Source organism: Pediococcus parvulus (assembly GCF_007990205.1).
Classification (GTDB): Bacteria; Bacillota; Bacilli; order Lactobacillales; family Lactobacillaceae; genus Pediococcus; species Pediococcus parvulus.
Genome location: NZ_BJWE01000019.1, coordinates 16,995 through 32,997, shown reverse-complemented (window position 1 = coordinate 32,997; position 16,003 = coordinate 16,995). Strand labels below are relative to the sequence as shown.

At 38.9% G+C, this 16,003-nt stretch carries 17 protein-coding genes; 3 read left to right on the top strand and 14 right to left on the bottom strand.

Annotation, left to right across the window (positions count from 1 at the left end; translation table 11 throughout):
* Positions 1–123: 123 nt before the first annotated feature.
* The 5 genes from PPA04_RS05430 to PPA04_RS05410 all read right to left on the bottom strand — a co-directional run bounded on the left by PPA04_RS05430 (position 124) and on the right by PPA04_RS05410 (position 5,274).
* Positions 124–1,659 carry a multicopper oxidase family protein gene (locus PPA04_RS05430; RefSeq protein ID WP_057783377.1) on the bottom strand — a complete coding sequence of 512 codons (1,536 nt, stop codon included), beginning with the start codon at positions 1,657–1,659 and terminating at the stop codon, positions 124–126.
* 81 nt (positions 1,660–1,740) lie between these two features.
* Complete coding sequence (locus tag PPA04_RS05425; protein WP_057783380.1) at positions 1,741–2,190, bottom strand: universal stress protein; 450 nt, start codon at positions 2,188–2,190, stop codon at positions 1,741–1,743.
* Between the two features lie 138 nt (positions 2,191–2,328).
* Positions 2,329–3,813: a UDP-glucose--hexose-1-phosphate uridylyltransferase gene (locus PPA04_RS05420; protein WP_057783382.1), complete on the bottom strand. Its 1,485-nt coding sequence runs from the start codon at positions 3,811–3,813 to the stop codon at positions 2,329–2,331.
* Between the two features lie 2 nt (positions 3,814–3,815).
* Positions 3,816–4,997: a galactokinase gene (locus PPA04_RS05415; RefSeq protein ID WP_057783435.1), complete on the bottom strand. Its 1,182-nt coding sequence runs from the start codon at positions 4,995–4,997 to the stop codon at positions 3,816–3,818.
* 40 nt (positions 4,998–5,037) lie between these two features.
* Positions 5,038–5,274: a hypothetical protein gene (locus PPA04_RS05410; RefSeq protein ID WP_057783384.1), complete on the bottom strand. Its 237-nt coding sequence runs from the start codon at positions 5,272–5,274 to the stop codon at positions 5,038–5,040.
* Positions 5,275–5,624: 350 nt separating this feature from the next.
* Between PPA04_RS05410 and PPA04_RS05405 the strand changes: the two genes are divergently transcribed.
* The gene (locus PPA04_RS05405) at positions 5,625–6,731 is read left to right on the top strand and encodes an ABC transporter ATP-binding protein (protein ID WP_057783386.1); all 1,107 of its coding nucleotides are present in this window, start codon (positions 5,625–5,627) and stop codon (positions 6,729–6,731) included.
* 41 nt (positions 6,732–6,772) lie between these two features.
* Positions 6,773–6,907, top strand: a complete 135-nt coding sequence (locus PPA04_RS09815) for a hypothetical protein (RefSeq protein ID WP_260280947.1) — start codon at positions 6,773–6,775, stop codon at positions 6,905–6,907.
* A gap of 72 nt (positions 6,908–6,979) precedes the next feature.
* On the opposite strand, the gene PPA04_RS05400 is transcribed toward PPA04_RS09815, so the two are convergent.
* The gene (locus PPA04_RS05400) at positions 6,980–7,396 is read right to left on the bottom strand and encodes a type II toxin-antitoxin system HicB family antitoxin (RefSeq protein ID WP_057783388.1); all 417 of its coding nucleotides are present in this window, start codon (positions 7,394–7,396) and stop codon (positions 6,980–6,982) included.
* The gene (locus PPA04_RS05395; RefSeq protein WP_057783389.1) at positions 7,393–7,584 is read right to left on the bottom strand and encodes a type II toxin-antitoxin system HicA family toxin; all 192 of its coding nucleotides are present in this window, start codon (positions 7,582–7,584) and stop codon (positions 7,393–7,395) included. Before PPA04_RS05395 ends, PPA04_RS05400 begins: the two co-directional genes overlap by 4 nt.
* A gap of 272 nt (positions 7,585–7,856) precedes the next feature.
* Here PPA04_RS05395 and PPA04_RS05390 point away from each other — a divergent pair, with 272 nt between their 5' ends.
* Positions 7,857–8,708: a manganese catalase gene (locus PPA04_RS05390; protein ID WP_057783391.1), complete on the top strand. Its 852-nt coding sequence runs from the start codon at positions 7,857–7,859 to the stop codon at positions 8,706–8,708.
* A 74-nt stretch (positions 8,709–8,782) separates the two neighbouring features.
* On the opposite strand, the gene PPA04_RS05385 is transcribed toward PPA04_RS05390, so the two are convergent.
* From PPA04_RS05385 to PPA04_RS05355, 7 genes are all read right to left on the bottom strand, one after another.
* Positions 8,783–11,041, bottom strand: a complete 2,259-nt coding sequence (locus PPA04_RS05385) for a glycoside hydrolase family 31 protein (protein ID WP_057783393.1) — start codon at positions 11,039–11,041, stop codon at positions 8,783–8,785.
* 18 nt (positions 11,042–11,059) lie between these two features.
* On the bottom strand, positions 11,060–12,769 hold the full coding sequence (locus PPA04_RS05380; protein ID WP_057783437.1) for a glycoside hydrolase family 13 protein: 1,710 nt from the start codon (positions 12,767–12,769) through the stop codon (positions 11,060–11,062).
* A complete protein-coding gene (locus tag PPA04_RS05375; RefSeq protein ID WP_057783395.1) occupies positions 12,762–13,178 on the bottom strand; it encodes a PTS sugar transporter subunit IIA in 417 nt (138 codons plus the stop codon). The genes PPA04_RS05380 and PPA04_RS05375 overlap by 8 nt, the downstream gene beginning before the upstream one ends.
* 149 nt (positions 13,179–13,327) lie before the next feature.
* The gene (locus tag PPA04_RS05370) at positions 13,328–14,140 is read right to left on the bottom strand and encodes a PTS system mannose/fructose/sorbose family transporter subunit IID (protein ID WP_222591705.1); all 813 of its coding nucleotides are present in this window, start codon (positions 14,138–14,140) and stop codon (positions 13,328–13,330) included.
* Positions 14,133–14,927: a PTS mannose/fructose/sorbose/N-acetylgalactosamine transporter subunit IIC gene (locus tag PPA04_RS05365; RefSeq protein ID WP_057783399.1), complete on the bottom strand. Its 795-nt coding sequence runs from the start codon at positions 14,925–14,927 to the stop codon at positions 14,133–14,135. The genes PPA04_RS05370 and PPA04_RS05365 overlap by 8 nt, the downstream gene beginning before the upstream one ends.
* Positions 14,928–14,942: 15 nt before the next feature.
* Complete coding sequence (locus PPA04_RS05360) at positions 14,943–15,419, bottom strand: PTS sugar transporter subunit IIB (protein ID WP_057783401.1); 477 nt, start codon at positions 15,417–15,419, stop codon at positions 14,943–14,945.
* 15 nt (positions 15,420–15,434) lie between these two features.
* Positions 15,435–15,953, bottom strand: a complete 519-nt coding sequence (locus tag PPA04_RS05355) for a PTS sugar transporter subunit IIB (protein WP_057783403.1) — start codon at positions 15,951–15,953, stop codon at positions 15,435–15,437.
* Positions 15,954–16,003: the final 50 nt, after the last annotated feature.

Genomic DNA, 16,003 nt, shown 5'->3' with positions numbered 1-16,003 from the left:
CGTTCCAGCCCAAATTTGCTGGAAGACGGAAATTTAATCTAATTTTGATACTATGAACGTTTTCGTATCAAGCAACAAGATAAGTTTTTGTGGTTTCAACCTTTAGTTACTTAGAATTTAGCCTTACATCTTCATGCCCATTTTTTCATAGGATCCCATGCCACCAAGCCACAAATCTTTTGGCTCAATGTTGTTTTCCTTCGCGAAGGCATTCATCAAAGTATCCATATCCATCAACTTATAGGTCTTTGGATGGTCTGGATCATACGACTCAATCTGCGCCATCATACCACCATCTTCGTGTTCAATAATATGACAGTGATACATATAGACACCGGTGTACTCAAATCGCACTTTAATCTGAACATGTTCATTCGGATTAACACTTACCGTATCCTTCCAACCATGCTCGTTTGGATATGGCGCATGCCCATTTCTGGAAACGACCAAAAATTGAGTTCCGTGAATATGGAAAGGATGAATCATGCCCCCCACCATATCGTTGGTATTGGTCACATCCCATAAAACGACATCACCAACTTTTTGACGCGCATCAATACGTTGCATGTTAAACTTCTTGCCATCAATTGCAACTTCTTCGTCCATCCCAGACATCACTACATGGCGCGTTTTGGTCCCTGGTGTAACGGTCAAATTAGGTTGATCAACCAAATGATCTGGCAACTTTGTCTCGTCTTTGGCAAATTGGTGAATGCGGAAATGAACCAACGGCACATCATCTGACATTAACGCCACTTCATCGCCATCGTGATACTTGCCGAAATCAACGATAAACTCATCCCGTTCGGCACAGGTCAGCATGACTTTAGTGAAATAGACCGGCTCTGGCATAATACCACCATCAGAAGCTACTTGGGCAAACTCCAAGTCATCATTAAAATGCAGACGGAACTCCCGCCGGTTAGCACCATCCAGCACACGTAAACGAACACGTTGGGTCGTGACATCAATATAAGGATTGATCGTTCCGTTGATCATTGGGGTTTTACCCTGAACGCCATCGGGATCATAATCTGCCTTATAATCCCACTGATTATCCTCGTGGAAATTGCGGTCTTGCAAAACTAGTGGAAAGTCGTCCACGCCATAATTACGTGGTAAAGGTAATTTGGATTCCACATCGTCTTGAACAACCACCGGAGTCGCTAAACCATGCCATACCTGTTGGGCAGTCGATGGGCATGGATGCGCATGAAGCCAAAGTGTTGCCGCTGGCTGATTGCAGACAAATTCAATGTCACTGGATTCACCTGGATAAACAGGTGCATGACAGCCGCCATCAATATATGGCCCTGGCACATTTAAACCATGCCAGTGAAAGGTAGTCAGTTCATGGAGATCATTTTTCAACGTGATATGAATGGTCTTTCCCCGTTTGAAGATAATCGTTTTACCTAACAAACTGCCGTTATAACCCCAGGTTTTCGTTTTTGGACCCGGTAATAATTGCGTTTCACCCTCTTCGGCCGTCACGGTGTAATACATATCCGTGTCGGTTTCCTTATCAGGCTGCAAAACTGCTGGTACATGCAGCTTTCGTTGCGGTGTCGTCGGCTCTTCAAGCGGCACATATCCGCCATCATGCGTATTCCATGCTGGCTCATCAAAAAAATAATCGTTATAAACTTGCTTTGCCATTATTTTAAGCCTTCTTTTAGAATTATTTGCTTCTAATAATCATTCTAACTACTTACAAACTAAAATTCAAGCGCTCTTAAACTAACGAATAACCAATACAGAAACTGGTGAATACTTTGCCATATAGGAAGCCTGACTACCAAAGTAGCGGGCAACTCCGGACTTAGAAGAAGAACCAATAACTAACAAATCCGGATTAACATGCGGAATCACGTCTTTTACAATCGTTTCACCGGCATCACCTTCAGCAGTGTAGGTTTCAACCTTGCGAATCCCAAATTCTTCCGCAATTTTGCGATAACCCTGTAAATGTTTCTCGAGCTCATCACGTTTGTCTAAAATGTAATCCTTGTTCAATGCCTGATAAATATTGATATCATCCTGTTCTAAAATGGATACAATATCGAGTTCGGCATTGTCTTGTTTGGCGCGGTTCATCGCAAACCGAAACGCCAACTGGGCATCTGGGGAATCATCAACCCCAACTAATATTTTTGAAAATCGTTTTGGATCTAAGCGGCTTTCGCTCATCTTAAAATTCCCCCAATTGCATATTATTTAACATCCTAATTTTAACATTTTTTAGGTATTTCAACGAGTAAAGGGCTTTCAATTTTCACCAAAAAAATGACCACTTCCATGTGGCCTTTACCTACTAACTGAATTACCTCAGTTGGTTGCATTAACTTTTTGAATAAACTGCTTAAACCCTGCTTGCCCATCTGAAGTGCGCTTGAAAATTCCAGCATCCTCCAAGACGCGCAAAAACACGTGCCCCACTTCTTGATCCACAATCTGTTCGACATTAGCCGTCGTGAAATCGTGTTTGGATTTTAAATGATCAGCCCATTTTTGATGGTAAGCTTTCATTTCGTTCGGTTGGTTTAACAAGTAGCGTTCCACTTCCTGCAATTCGTTCTTCAGGCGCGCCGGCAAAATAGCTCGCCCCATAACCTCAATCAGACCGATATTTTCTTTTTTGATGTGTTGCACATCTTGATGCGGATGAAAGATTCCGTCTGGGTATTGTTTTGACGTTTGATTATCTCGCAACACCAAATCCATCTCAAATCGCCCCGCGCGTTTTCGGACAATCGGGGTAATGGTGTGATGCTGCACCCCCTCAGTTTCATGCCGAATATCACGTTTAGGATCGTCATATTCCTGCCAAACTCTTAAAATTTTGGTTGCCGCATCCACTAAACTCGATTCTGACCCACTCTTCAGGCGAATCACCGACATCGGCCATTTCACAATACCGGCCGAAACATTCGCAAACCCTGTCAATTCAAACGGTGTTTCAACTGCCGCTACCGCCATTGGAAACTCGTGCTTACCACCTTGATAATGATCGTGACTCAGCATCGAACCGCCCACAATTGGGAGATCCGCATTGCTACCGACAAAATAATCTGGAAAGTATTTTACAATCGCCATTAAGTTCTGAAAGGTAGGCCGATCAATGTGCATTGGCCGATGCTCATCTGAAATAAAGATGCAGTGCTCCGCAAAATAAGCGTACGGCGAATACTGAAAGCCCCACGTTTCTCCATCCAATTGCATGCGCACAATTCGGTGATTGCCGCGTGCTGGATAGCCGACTCGGCCCTCGTAACCTTCATTTTCCATGCACAACTGACACTGCGGATAACTCGTTGAAACCGTCGTTTGAGCCAACGCAATCGCCCGTGGATCCTTTTCTGGTTTAGATAAATTAATTGTAATTTCCAATTTGCCATAGTCAGTTGGCACTGGAAACTCAATATTCTTGGCGATTGCCCGTGTTTTAATATAATCATTTTCACGACTTAACTTATAAAAGTAACCCGTCGCCGACTGCGGGCTTTTTTGATACAGATCCCAAAACTTAGTATTTACTTGATAAGGCGTTGGGGTCACGAAGTCCATAAGATCAGCACCTAAAATTTCCCGTTCCGTTGGGTTATCTTGAATCTTGCCATTTTGGATGGCCGTTTCAATCAACAAATCATGCAGCTGCAACAAATCAACGGCGGTTTGTTTAGACGTCAATGACTGTTCACCGACCAACGCAAAAATTCGGTTAATCAAATAGCGCCGGTCCAATTCATGATAGGTACCCCTTTTCAGGATTTCATCCACAAATTGATCGACTAATTTAGGTTCATTTTTCACTCTTACTTACCTCTTCGTAATTGAGTGGGTCCGTCGGCAATCTCAGCCACATAGAAATCGGCCGCATACCCAATTTTTTCTTTGTAAACTTTACCAACTTCGGCTTCAAAAGCAGCCACTTGATCTTTTTCCACGATGGCAATCGCACAACCACCGTAGCCGCCACCAATCATACGGGCGCCAAGAACGCCAAGTTGCTGCCAAGCTGTGTGAGCCAAAGTATCAAGTTCTTTACCGGTAACATCAAAGTCGTATTGAAGAGAAACGTGAGAAGCATTCACCAAACGGCCAAATTTAGCCAAGTCCTGATCCCTTAAAGCAGTCATTGCTTCGCCAACTCGTTGATTTTCGAAAACGGCATGGCGGGCCCGCTTGAGGAGCGGTTCGCTTTGAATTAAGTAAGCATACTCATCAAATGTTTCTTTATCCAAGGCACCTAAAGTTGGCGTATCAACGCCAGTCTGCAATTGTTTCAAGGCTTCGTCACATTGTTGGCGGTGCTCATTATATTTTGAATCTGCCAGCTCCCGCCGTTTATTGGTATTCATGATAATGATGACATGATTGCCCAGTTTCAAAGGCACATGTTCATATTTAAGGGTATTGGTATCCAACAACACGGCGTTATCTTTTTTGCCCATTTCTACAGCAAATTGATCCATAATGCCAGAATTAAGGCCAATAAACTGATTTTCAACTTTCACACCAGTTTTCACCATATCAATCGGATCTACTTGTAACTGAAATTCATCTTGGAAAATCTTGCCAAATAACATCTCTAAGGAAGCTGAAGATGATAACCCAGCGCCATCAGGCAGATTGCCGACAATGTAGACGTTTAAACCAGTGGTGATTTTTGCACCATCTTCCATCAAATAGCGCAACATGCCTTTTGGATAATTCGTCCACATGTTACCGACTTTTTCTTGAATTTCAGAGGTTTCTAACGTTGAAACTTGGACACCTTGGTCAGCGAAATTTTTAGAATACAAATGAAATTCATTATCTGTCCGTGGTTTCACGGCTGCGAAGGTCCCTAAACTAATAGCACAAGGAAACACGCGGCCCCCATTGTAATCAGTATGTTCACCAATTAAGTTAATTCGCCCAGGTGCAAAGTAAAAATGCGCTGGTGATTCTTTAAAAATACTTTTGTAACCGTTTTCTAAACTCTGTACAGAAATTTCTGCGCTCATTTAATTAATCCCTTTTATAAGCTGCGAGCTAGTCCCAGGTAATTGCCTCAACATCGTTTGGACGATCTTTTTGCGTAATCAAATAGCTAATGGCCCCGCGAAATGACAGCATGCCAACTGCTCCAGCTTCGTTGAATTTAATTGTTGAGCCAGAGGAAATGTGAGCCAAAACGTCCTCTTCTGCTTCTTCGAGATCGGCAAATTCCCGATAGAACGTAATAACGCGCCCATTTTCATAAGATAATTTAATTTCAAATTGTTTCAATTTATAAACCCCTTTCTTTTTCTATATAGGTTTATCATATCATAATTGAATTTCTAATTACTAAAAAAGCAAAAAAACGAGCACACATAAATCTAAACTTATAAACGCAATTATTACGTTTCTGTAACGGCACTTTCAATTTTATTTATACTTTCAAAACTCCGGGATTTAATTAATTGTTTAAATACCAAGCCTTCAGCAATAATAAATGCTTCTCAAAATTTTTATATTCAAGACTATCTATAAATATAATTTATTGTGCTGATAGTCAAATTATTTGATGAAACCCTTTCATTTTGACATCCTTCTTGTATTAATTAGTTAATTCTTATAATAAGGAGGCTTAAATAATGGTTGAAATCAATTTAGATCACATTTATAAACAATATGTCGGAAACGACAATTACTCCGTCACTGATTTTAATTTACACATTAAAGATCAGGAATTCATTGTCTTTGTTGGTCCTTCCGGATGTGGTAAATCAACGACCATTCGAATGATTGCCTGTCTTGAAGACATTACAGACGGCGAACTCAAAATGGATGGCAAAGTCATTAACGATGTTGCCCCAAAAGACCGTGATATCGCCATGGTCTTCCAAAATTACGCACTGTATCCCAATATGACCGTCTATGACAATATGGCATTTAGTTTGAAAATTCAACACATCAATAAAGCCGAAATAAAAAAACGCGTTGATAACGCTGCTGAAATACTCGGCCTGGAGGATTTTTTAACCCGTAAACCAGCCGCCCTATCTGGTGGACAAAGACAACACGTTGCCTTAGGTCGGGCAATTGTCCGCAAAGCCAAACTGTTTTTGCTTGATGAGCCTCTATCTAATTTGGATGCAAAATTACGGGTCTCTATGCGTGCCCAAATTGCGCAACTACATCAGCGTTTAAAAACCAATATGATTTATGTGACTCACGATCAAGTTGAAGCAATGACGATGGCGGATCGAATCGTTTTAACAAAACAGGGGACCATTCAACAGGTTGGAACTCCCTCTGAGCTTTACAACCAACCGGTCAATAAATTTGTGGCCGGTTTCATGGGATCCCCTTCAATGAATTTTTTTGAAGTTCAATTGCACGATGATAAAGTCAGTACTTTAGATAAGAAACTTGATGTTCAGGTACCGCCAGACAAGCTGGCCATCTTACGCGACAAAGGCTACGATCAAAAAACAATCACACTGGGGATCCGCGCTGAAAACATTCACACAGATCAAATCCTTTTGCAAAAGTTTGCTGGCGCACAGGTCGATGTAAAAGTAGGGGTATCAGAATTGCTAGGTGTAGAATCCATGCTTTACGTTATGGCAGGACCGCATGAATTCGTTGCTAAGGTGAATGCACAAAATAGTCATCGACCTGATGAAAAAATTCAATTGGCATTTGATATGAGTCGCGCGCATTTCTTCGATCTAGCGTCCCAAGAAACTATCAACTAAATCACCAATTAACTTTTGTAATTCATGAAGGGAGATAACTTATGCAAGACGTAAACACAGCTATAAACCCCACAATCAAACGCAAGCACCATCGACATCGGCCAAGCTTCGCAGCACTAGTTTGGACCGCATTTGTAAGTAAAAATTGGTACGCAAAACTCGAAAAAGCAATTTAATTTAAAAATCTCGATAGCCTCTTGTGTGTTAAATCACACGAAACTGTCGAGATTTTTATTTATCAGAAAACCTTAAACACCTAAAATTTTCTTGAGCGCATCACTTGCCACTTTTGAAACATTGATATTTTGCTCATTTGCCATTTTACTTAAATACTCGGGGACGGTGATCGTTTTCTTAATTGTTTTGGCGTTCTTTTTAAGCCACTTATTCATGTCAACGGTGATGTATACAAGGCGTTCATTTGCTGCTAGTTTCCAGTTGCTTGGATCCTGCACTTTAGGATAAATTGTTTCACCGTCCAACATTGTGGCAATGGCGTCTTCCGCCCAGTAGGCCGCATTCGAGAACGTATCACCTTGAGTGACCATCCCTGGTATATTTGGTGAAGTCGCAACAAAATAATGGCCATCATCATTACGTTCTGAAATAATTACCGGATACATTACTTTATTCATTTTCTGTTTAGATATGCCAATGAGTTTCATTTTAACCCCGCTTGTTTTCTAATCGCTTCTTCAGTACCTTTTCTCAGTTCTTTATCGTGAAACGGTATTTCGGTAGTTCGGCCATCTGGGTGTTTATATCTTCGATGTCCGCCCTTCCCTCTTCCTTTTTGGCGAACAAATCCAGCTTTTAAGATTTCTTTTTCAAGCTGTTTTGGCCGTTTAGGCATATCTTTCCTCCTAATATTTATATTATACATACTTTCGAGAACTTTAGTAAATACTTTGTATGTATATATTTTAAGTTTACAATTATTAAATACCCATTTTTTTAAATTAATTTTGTTTGATGTAAAACAAAAATTCAGTAGTCATTGGGTAAAAACAAAACTGTCGAGATTTTTATTTGTCGGAAAACCTTGAGCGTTTAAAATTTTTTATTCATTAAATTTGATATCTAATTGTAATTATTAGATATTGGTATTAAGGAGGCGACTTAATAATGTTTAATCACAAAAAAGAATTACAGTTCGAAGCTAAACCAGATGCGCCTAACCCGTTATATGCTAAATATATTCAGGAATTAATTGGTGGGCAATATGGTGAGATGAGTGTCGCAATGCAGTACTTGTTTCAGGGGTGGAGTTGCCGCGGAGAAGAAAAATATAAAGATATGATTATGGATGTGGCAACCGAGGAATTGGGCCATGTTGAAATGTTGGCCACAATGGTTGCCCGCTTGCTTGAAGACGCTCCTATCATTCAACAAGAAGAGGTCATGAAACAAGATCCGACTGTGAAAGCGATCATATCAGGGATGAACCCCCAACATGCGATTGTGGCGGGATTAGGTCCACGCCCCGCTGATAGCGTTGGTAACCCTTGGAGTGGTGCGTATATTATTGCAAGTGGTAATTTACTTGCTGATTTTCGGGCTAATCTTAATGCCGAATCTCAAGGTAGATTGCAGGTCGCCAGAATTTACGAAATGATCGAAGACAAAGGCGTTCGCGAGTTACTGTCTGTTCTCCTCGCTCGTGATAGTTATCATCAGAATTTATGGATGACTGCTGTAAAAGAACTTGAAGAAAAAGAAGGCGGAATCTTAGTCCCAACCACTTTTCCACGTGACAAGGAACGTTTTGACATTGCTTATGATTTTTACAATTTATCAGAGGGTGAAGAAAGCCAAGATGGAAACTGGGCAAAAGGGGAAGCTTTAGACGGTGAAGGTAAATTTAAATGGGTCAAGGATCCTAAACCCGAAGCCAGTGCCCCTAACTTAAAACCGGTCACACCAAAAATGTATGGAACTCCAGATTTACCAGATCAAGTAGGATTTAAAAAGGACTAGCATTTTGTAACGGAAAAAGGCTATTTACAACGGAATCTTCCATTGTAAATAGTCTTTTTAGTTTTGGATTTTTTTTACGCAGCCACTAGTTCAATCAACATCTTAGCCAAATTTTGATTATCCAAAGTGTTCAGATAACTAATAATTTGTTCTGGCGTTTTTTGACTATTGACAACTTTCCAAATTTCGCTTTTGAGATCAAAACTAACTTTTGCATGTTGTAGCTTTTCAAAAATCAATGAAGTCACTAACTCTTTATCGTTTTTGAAATTCAAATCAACTGTCTTAGAGTTATTTTGATTTGTTAACATAACTTTCTTAGTTGAACAGTCTAGATTTGCCACGTTTCCACAGGCCAAAATATTCAGTTCACGTTTCTCCGGCAAAATCTGATCTGAATCTTCAACTTGTATCTTTAAGTGTGATTCACCATCAAATTCAAACTTAGTTTTAGCGACCGAAGTACCTTGATGTTCGAACAAAGTAAATTGATTTTCAGCACCTGGGTAAACTCGAACGTCTAATTTTTCTGGCAATTGTTCAATATCTTCCATATAATTTGCGTTTAAAGGAACAATTCCTCCAGCTTTTATAAAAACCGGATAGTCCTTTCCTGATCGATGAATATTCACGTATGTGTCGCCGATATATTTAACGCCAGTAAAGAAATCAAACCAGTCCCCTTCTGGTAACCAAGCTGTTGTTTCTCCTTCAAATGTTATATCATCAGCCGGTTGTGTAATTGGTGCGACCATCATTTCACTACCAAAATAATATTGATTTTGAACTGTATAGGCAGCCTTTTCATCGGGATTTTTGTAATAAACAGGTTCAACTAGCGGAATGCCATTCTTATGAGTTAAATAATTAGCCGTATCCAAATATGGAACTAAAGAACTCCGAAGTCTTAAAAATTTGGTCATGGATTGACGAGCGTTCTCATCGTAATTCCACGGTTCCTTTCCCATAAACGGATTTTCGGAACTATGCAGACGATTAATTGGACTAAACACACCAAATTGCATCCAACGTAACGTTAATTCACTATCATAAGCACCTTTCATATGGCCGCCGATGTCGTGGCTCCACCAAGTGTAGCCAATGTTGGAAGCTGTTGCTGTGAAATAAGGTTGAAACTGTAACGATTTCCAACTTGCAACAGTATCTCCTGAAAAGCCTATCGGGTAGCGATGACTTCCTGGACCACCATAACGAGAAAGTGTCAAACCATTTCCAGGATGTCGCTGATCATTGTCTTGGTAAACATAATGATTTAATAACCACAGTGGATCAACTTGTTTGGAACCACGATTTTGTCCTTGTTGCCAATCTATCCACCAAAAATCAATACCATCTTTTTCAATGGGACGATGAACATCCTCAAAATACGCTTTTCGATAATCTGGGTTCTGAAAATCAAACAACGCCGGCTCTTCCTTATCAGCATTTAGTCCCAAACGTCTTGCAACATCGGAATATGAACCTTCAAACGCACGAACCCCGGCAGCTGGATGGTCGTTGACCGTTACGTGTTTGCCCTGTTCGTGTAACCAATTAATCAACTTCTTATGATTTGGCAATAGTTTCTTGTTCCAGGTATAGCCAGTCCAGCCACTTCCAAATCGAGCAGGCACATCATGAACTAAATGCCAATCCATGTCCATCACTGCCACAGAAATGGGAACTTTTTCCTTATTAAACCGCTCAAACAAAGATTTATATTCATCCTGTGTATATGGCCAGTAACGACTCCACCAATTTCCTAAGGCATAACGCGGAATCAATGGTGTTTTACCAGTCAATTTATAATAATCTTTTAAAGCTCCTTCAAAATCATGACCATAGGCAAAATAGTAATAATCTAATTCAGGGTTTTCTCTGACTTGAAACTTATCATCAGAAAGAATGAACGACTTAGAATCATCTAAATAAGAGAACCCGTCTTTAGCCATTAATCCATCTTCTAAAGGAATCTCACCATCCGCCTTGTCCAGCGTTCGTGCAGTCCCCTTTAAATTCTTCTCAATTTTTTCTCCGAAATACCACCGACTCATATAAGTCCCATAGTTGTAGGCAGCATCAATATACAAAGTTGCTGGAGAAAATTTTCCACCATCATAATAAAGATGAATAAACTTAGTAACTATCTCAATCTGATGATTTTTTCGATTCTTAAAAACTTCAAATTTAGGCTTATCAAAATCACGATTTTGCACCACTTGAGTCGTGCGATCCTCAAACTGGTTAATATCCGAATATTCCAATCTGATCAATCGATCTGTTAGAACCGTAAAACGATAATTATTGTCTTGTACAATATTGTCAGAATTCATCCCAATTCTCCTTACCAATTAAAGCATTTCTTTTCCCTGAATAAGGTAAACCACTGCAGCATAGGGCTGTAACACAACGTCTCCACTTGTGTCCCATTCATACTGGTCTCCATTACTAATCAAAACTTTATGATCCAACTTCTTTAAATCATCTGGAACCTTATACTGAATCTTTTTTTCTGCAAAACTACAAATTACTAGTAACGTGTTATCATTTCCAATTCGCTCATAACTAAAAACATTAGGATTATTAGCATCAATTAATCGATACTGACCAGTAGTTATAATTGGATAATCATGTCTAATCTGAATTAACTTTTGATAGTAATAAAAAACTGAATCTGGATTATCTTTAGCTCGTGCGACATTAATACTTCGAAAATTCGAATTAACTTTTAACCAAGTCTTATCCGCTTTACTAAATCCTGCATTCTTGCTTTCATCCCATTGCATCGGTGTTCTAGCATTATCACGTGATTTCATGTGAATGGCCTTCATTGTCTCTTCTTCCGTTAAGTGATAGTCATTTTGAAATCGATTGTAAATATCTAAAGTTTCCAAATCATTGTAATCGGAAATTTTGGCATCGTGAACATTTGTCATTCCAATTTCCTCACCCTCATAGATATATGGGGTTCCTTGCATCATATGCAAAAGAGTTCCTAACATCTTAGCGGAGGATACACGATACTTTCCATCATTTCCAAATCGAGATACGGCCCGTGCTTGATCATGGTTGCTCCAATACAAGCTATTCCATCCATGATGTTTAGCCATTTCAGTTTGCCATCGGCTTAAAACATCCTTCAAATCCAATAATTTAAAACGATTCTTAGAAAATTTTCCATATTCACCATAATCAAGATGCATATGATCAAAGTGAAAAACCATATCTAATTCCTGTCGTCTTCTGTCTACATACTTCACTGCCTCTTCAACATTAGTGTGAGGTGTTTCTCCCACTGTAACCACGTCATAATGACTCAAAACTTCCTTATTCATTTCTTTTAAATAGTCATGAACTCTTGGTCCATTTGCAGCCCCATAATAGTAATCACCAAACTTCTTTTTTTGAACAATTGTGCCATCTGGAAAATCAGGCTTTTTAGAAATCAGACTAATTACATCCATTCTGAAACCATCAATCCCTTTGTCTAGCCAGAAACGCATGACATCAAATACTTCTTGTCTGACCTTAGGATTCTCCCAGTTTAAATCTGGTTGTTGTTTAGCAAATAAATGTAAATAGTATTGGCCAACCGATTTTACATACTCCCATGAAGAACCACCAAAACTAGATCCCCAGTTGTTTGGCTCATGTCCCTCAACTGGATTCTTCCAGATATAATAATCGTGATAAGAACTATTTTTGGATTTCTTACTTTCTTTAAACCATGGGTGTTGATCTGAAGTATGATTCACTACCAAATCCAAGATTACTTTTAATCCTAAATCATGGGACCTTTTTAGCAATTGATCAAAGTCCATCATTGTTCCCAAGCTTGCATCAATACTGCGATAATTAGAAATGTCATAACCGTTATCGACGTGTGGTGAATCATAAATTGGATTCAGCCAAATAATATCGGCTCCTAGTTCTTTAATATAACTGAGTTTTTCTGTGATCCCATTTAAGTCTCCAACCCCATCATTGTTTGAATCATTGAAGCTTTTGGGATATACCTGATAAACAACGCTTTTCTGCCACCATTTGCCCGACTCATTCATCATCGTCATCATCCTCAACGCTTATATCATTCACATACACAAGCTGCTCTCTAGCTTGTTGGATTAATTCGCGCATTTTTTCTGGAGTTAAATACTTATCTGCAGGTTCCATGGTGGCTGCCAAAATGACTGGTAAATTCATACCAGTAACAATCTGAGTATGAGGCCTTGATCTATAAGGGAAAAATTTCTGATTAACACTTCCCGCTAGCATGTCAGTAAAAATAATCACTTCGTCTTCTGCTACAAATTGGGACATTAAATCTTCAACCTGCTTTTCAATGGGTTGATTATCTGTATAGGCAGTTAAGACGGTCAATTGTGTTTGCTTACCTGCAATAAACTCAAGTGTTTTTGTCATGCCTTCTGCTAGTTTTCCGTGTGATGCAATTACTATATGCCTTTTCATAATAAAATCCTCTTTCTCTTATAGATTGATCGACCCTTACATCAAAAAAGTGGCACAAAGAATGGTTAACATAAATCAACCATTTTAGTAATTGATTACTCTCTCGTTGTCAGAATAATCATTTGCTAAGCCTTTGTTCCACTCTTAGTTTACTTCAAAATATTGAAGAACGAACAAACCATTGCAAGTACAATTAATAGCAAAATAATTCTGTTCATTGTCCATTTCTTATTACCAATAAGCTTATACACAACCCATGTAAGAAGTACTGGCAACAATGCTGGCATGATTTTATCTAAAATACCTGTCTGCAAGCCCATGGTAACAGCTCCAAATTTGAAGGTGATTGGCGTTGTCACTTTTACTACACTGGCTACTAAAGCACCAACTACAGTTAAGCCCATAATGGAAGCAGATTCAGTAAAAATTGAAATTCTTTCCCCTAAAGAAGTAATTAATTTAGTTCCAGAGAAGTATCCTAAACTTGTCAGCCAAACTTTACCAAAGAAAAATGCAATATTGCATAAGAACCAGATGATGGCTCCAAGTGGATTACCTTTAACAGCCATATATCCGGAAATAGATCCAATAATTGTTGGCCACAAAACCCAAATTAATGTATCTCCAATTCCCGCCAAGGGGCCCATCAAAGAAGTCTTCAATGCCTGAACAGCATCAAGTGATTTAACACCTTCTTTTTCTTCCATAGCAGTTGTGGCACCCATTAAAATGTTGGCCATAGCAGTTGTAGTGTTGAAATAATTTAAGTGATTTGCAAGTGCGTGTTCATAATCGTCATCATTTGGATAAATCTTACGAAGTGCTGGGGCAACCGCATACGTGTATCCGGGTCCTTCTTGAGTCTCGTAATTAAATGCATTAACACCCATAAAGCACCAACGGACACCCATTTTTCGTAAATCATGTTTTGTAATTACAGTTTTATTTTCTTTTTCACTCATCATAATCATCTCCCTGATCATTTGTTGCACCAGCTGCTTTTACTTCTTGTTTTTCATCGGCTTTTTTCATTTCTGAATTAAAGTAATAGTAAGCGCATGCAAATCCAATTAAAGCAAGGCCTAAAATTGGAACTTTTAGATAAGCAGTAAGCACGAACCCAATGACTAGAAAAGTAAAGAATTTCTTTGTTGGCATATAATGTAACAGCATGGCAACACCAACAACAGGTAATAATCCACCGGCAATGGTTAATCCATTTGTAAACCAAGCTGGTAACCATTTCAAAATTTCTTTAACCGCTGTAGGGCCTAAAAATACTAAAATTACAGTTGGAATTCCTGTTTCAAGTCCAAAAAGTCCAACGCCATACCAAGGCTGACGTAACATTGCTTTCCAGTTATGTTCATGGTTTAAGCGTTCCATTCTACGCTGGATAAATTGGTTAATGATTTTGATCAATACATCAAGCTGAATGGCTAACATACCAACTGGTAATCCTACAGCAATACCAGTTTTTACACCAGTACCAGTACGAATTGCTAAGAAAGCACCAATAATTGTAGCCAAACCATAGTTAGGCATCGATGAACCACCTAGGTTTGCAACGCCTAATTGCATTAATTCAAAAGTACCAGCAATATACATTGCAGTTGTAATATCTCCCATAATCAATCCAGTAATAAACCCAACAATTACCGGGAAGTATGAAACTACAACTAAACCATTTTGATCAATGCACATCCAAGCAGCCAATAGGATAATTAAACAATCTTGAAGTAACTGCATAAAACTCCACCCCTTTTATTTAAGATACTTAGTAACATTTTCTTCAGGATCAACGGGTACATATTGGACAGTGACCGGAATGCCTCTGTCCTGAATTTTTTTAATATCCGCCTTTTCTTTATCATTTAATGCAATAAATTTAGTAACCGGTATTCTACCATCTTCGGCAAACATAATACCAAGATTGACCTTGGGAATTTCGATTCCTGCATCGATCAACTCCAACAATTTACTTGGTTCCTTTACAAGAATAAAGACACGTTGTGCATCATAGTTTCCGTTTTTGAAATTTGTGATTGCCTTTTCTGTATTAATAATTGACATACCCGTTCCAGCGGGTTTGGACATTCGCATACTTGCCTTTAATTCTTCATTTTGACTTACAACATCATCAACAACCATAAATCTTTTTGCCTTCAATGACTGCGCCCACTGGTTAACAATAAGTCCATGGATCAAACGCTGATCAACCCTTGCTAATACTACTGGCATAATTTCTTCACTCCTCTAAATTTTTTTTGGTACGGTAATTTTTTTGGAATATGGTGTTTCCTGAATCGTTACTGATACTCCTGTATTCTCAATAGCTCTTACATCCTCTATGTCTGATTCGTCCATGTAAACAACTCCAGAGACTTTCTTTTTCCCAGGTTGTTTAAACATATTCCATAGAGTTACTGAATCAGCTTTTACCCCTCCTTCAACTATTTTCCTCACCACTGATGGTGTACGACAAACGACAAAAATTGAATCTTTTGTCCGATGCTCAGTTAAAAGACTTTGATGAACAACTGTGAGCTTTTTTATGATATCTGGTGCTTCGTCAACACTGACAAAGTATCCTTTCAAATTGGCAGCTCTTATAGCCATCTTCATTAGAGTTTGGTTCAATTTGTCTTGTGCTAATTGGTTATCTGGAACAATAATTGCACTAAACTGATAAGCTTGTTTCCAATTAACCGCAATCTGACCATGTACCAAACGATTATCTACTCGAAAAACTATCTTTTTTTGTTGTTCACTCATTTTTTGTCCTCACCTTTATATATGCAAAAAGCGTGCCAATCAGTGTAAGC

Coding starts and splice junctions, on each gene's coding strand:
- PPA04_RS05430 (WP_057783377.1), bottom strand. CDS start 1,659: ATGGCAAAGCAAGTTTATAACGATTATTTTTTTGATGAGCCAGCATGG.
- PPA04_RS05425 (WP_057783380.1), bottom strand. CDS start 2,190: ATGAGCGAAAGCCGCTTAGATCCAAAACGATTTTCAAAAATATTAGTT.
- PPA04_RS05405 (WP_057783386.1), top strand. CDS start 5,625: ATGGTTGAAATCAATTTAGATCACATTTATAAACAATATGTCGGAAAC.
- PPA04_RS09815 (WP_260280947.1), top strand. CDS start 6,773: ATGCAAGACGTAAACACAGCTATAAACCCCACAATCAAACGCAAGCAC.
- PPA04_RS05400 (WP_057783388.1), bottom strand. CDS start 7,396: ATGAAACTCATTGGCATATCTAAACAGAAAATGAATAAAGTAATGTAT.
- PPA04_RS05395 (WP_057783389.1), bottom strand. CDS start 7,584: ATGCCTAAACGGCCAAAACAGCTTGAAAAAGAAATCTTAAAAGCTGGA.
- PPA04_RS05390 (WP_057783391.1), top strand. CDS start 7,857: ATGTTTAATCACAAAAAAGAATTACAGTTCGAAGCTAAACCAGATGCG.
- PPA04_RS05385 (WP_057783393.1), bottom strand. CDS start 11,041: ATGAATTCTGACAATATTGTACAAGACAATAATTATCGTTTTACGGTT.
- PPA04_RS05380 (WP_057783437.1), bottom strand. CDS start 12,769: ATGAATGAGTCGGGCAAATGGTGGCAGAAAAGCGTTGTTTATCAGGTA.
- PPA04_RS05375 (WP_057783395.1), bottom strand. CDS start 13,178: ATGAAAAGGCATATAGTAATTGCATCACACGGAAAACTAGCAGAAGGC.
- PPA04_RS05370 (WP_222591705.1), bottom strand. CDS start 14,140: ATGAGTGAAAAAGAAAATAAAACTGTAATTACAAAACATGATTTACGA.
- PPA04_RS05365 (WP_057783399.1), bottom strand. CDS start 14,927: ATGCAGTTACTTCAAGATTGTTTAATTATCCTATTGGCTGCTTGGATG.
- PPA04_RS05360 (WP_057783401.1), bottom strand. CDS start 15,419: ATGCCAGTAGTATTAGCAAGGGTTGATCAGCGTTTGATCCATGGACTT.
- PPA04_RS05355 (WP_057783403.1), bottom strand. CDS start 15,953: ATGAGTGAACAACAAAAAAAGATAGTTTTTCGAGTAGATAATCGTTTG.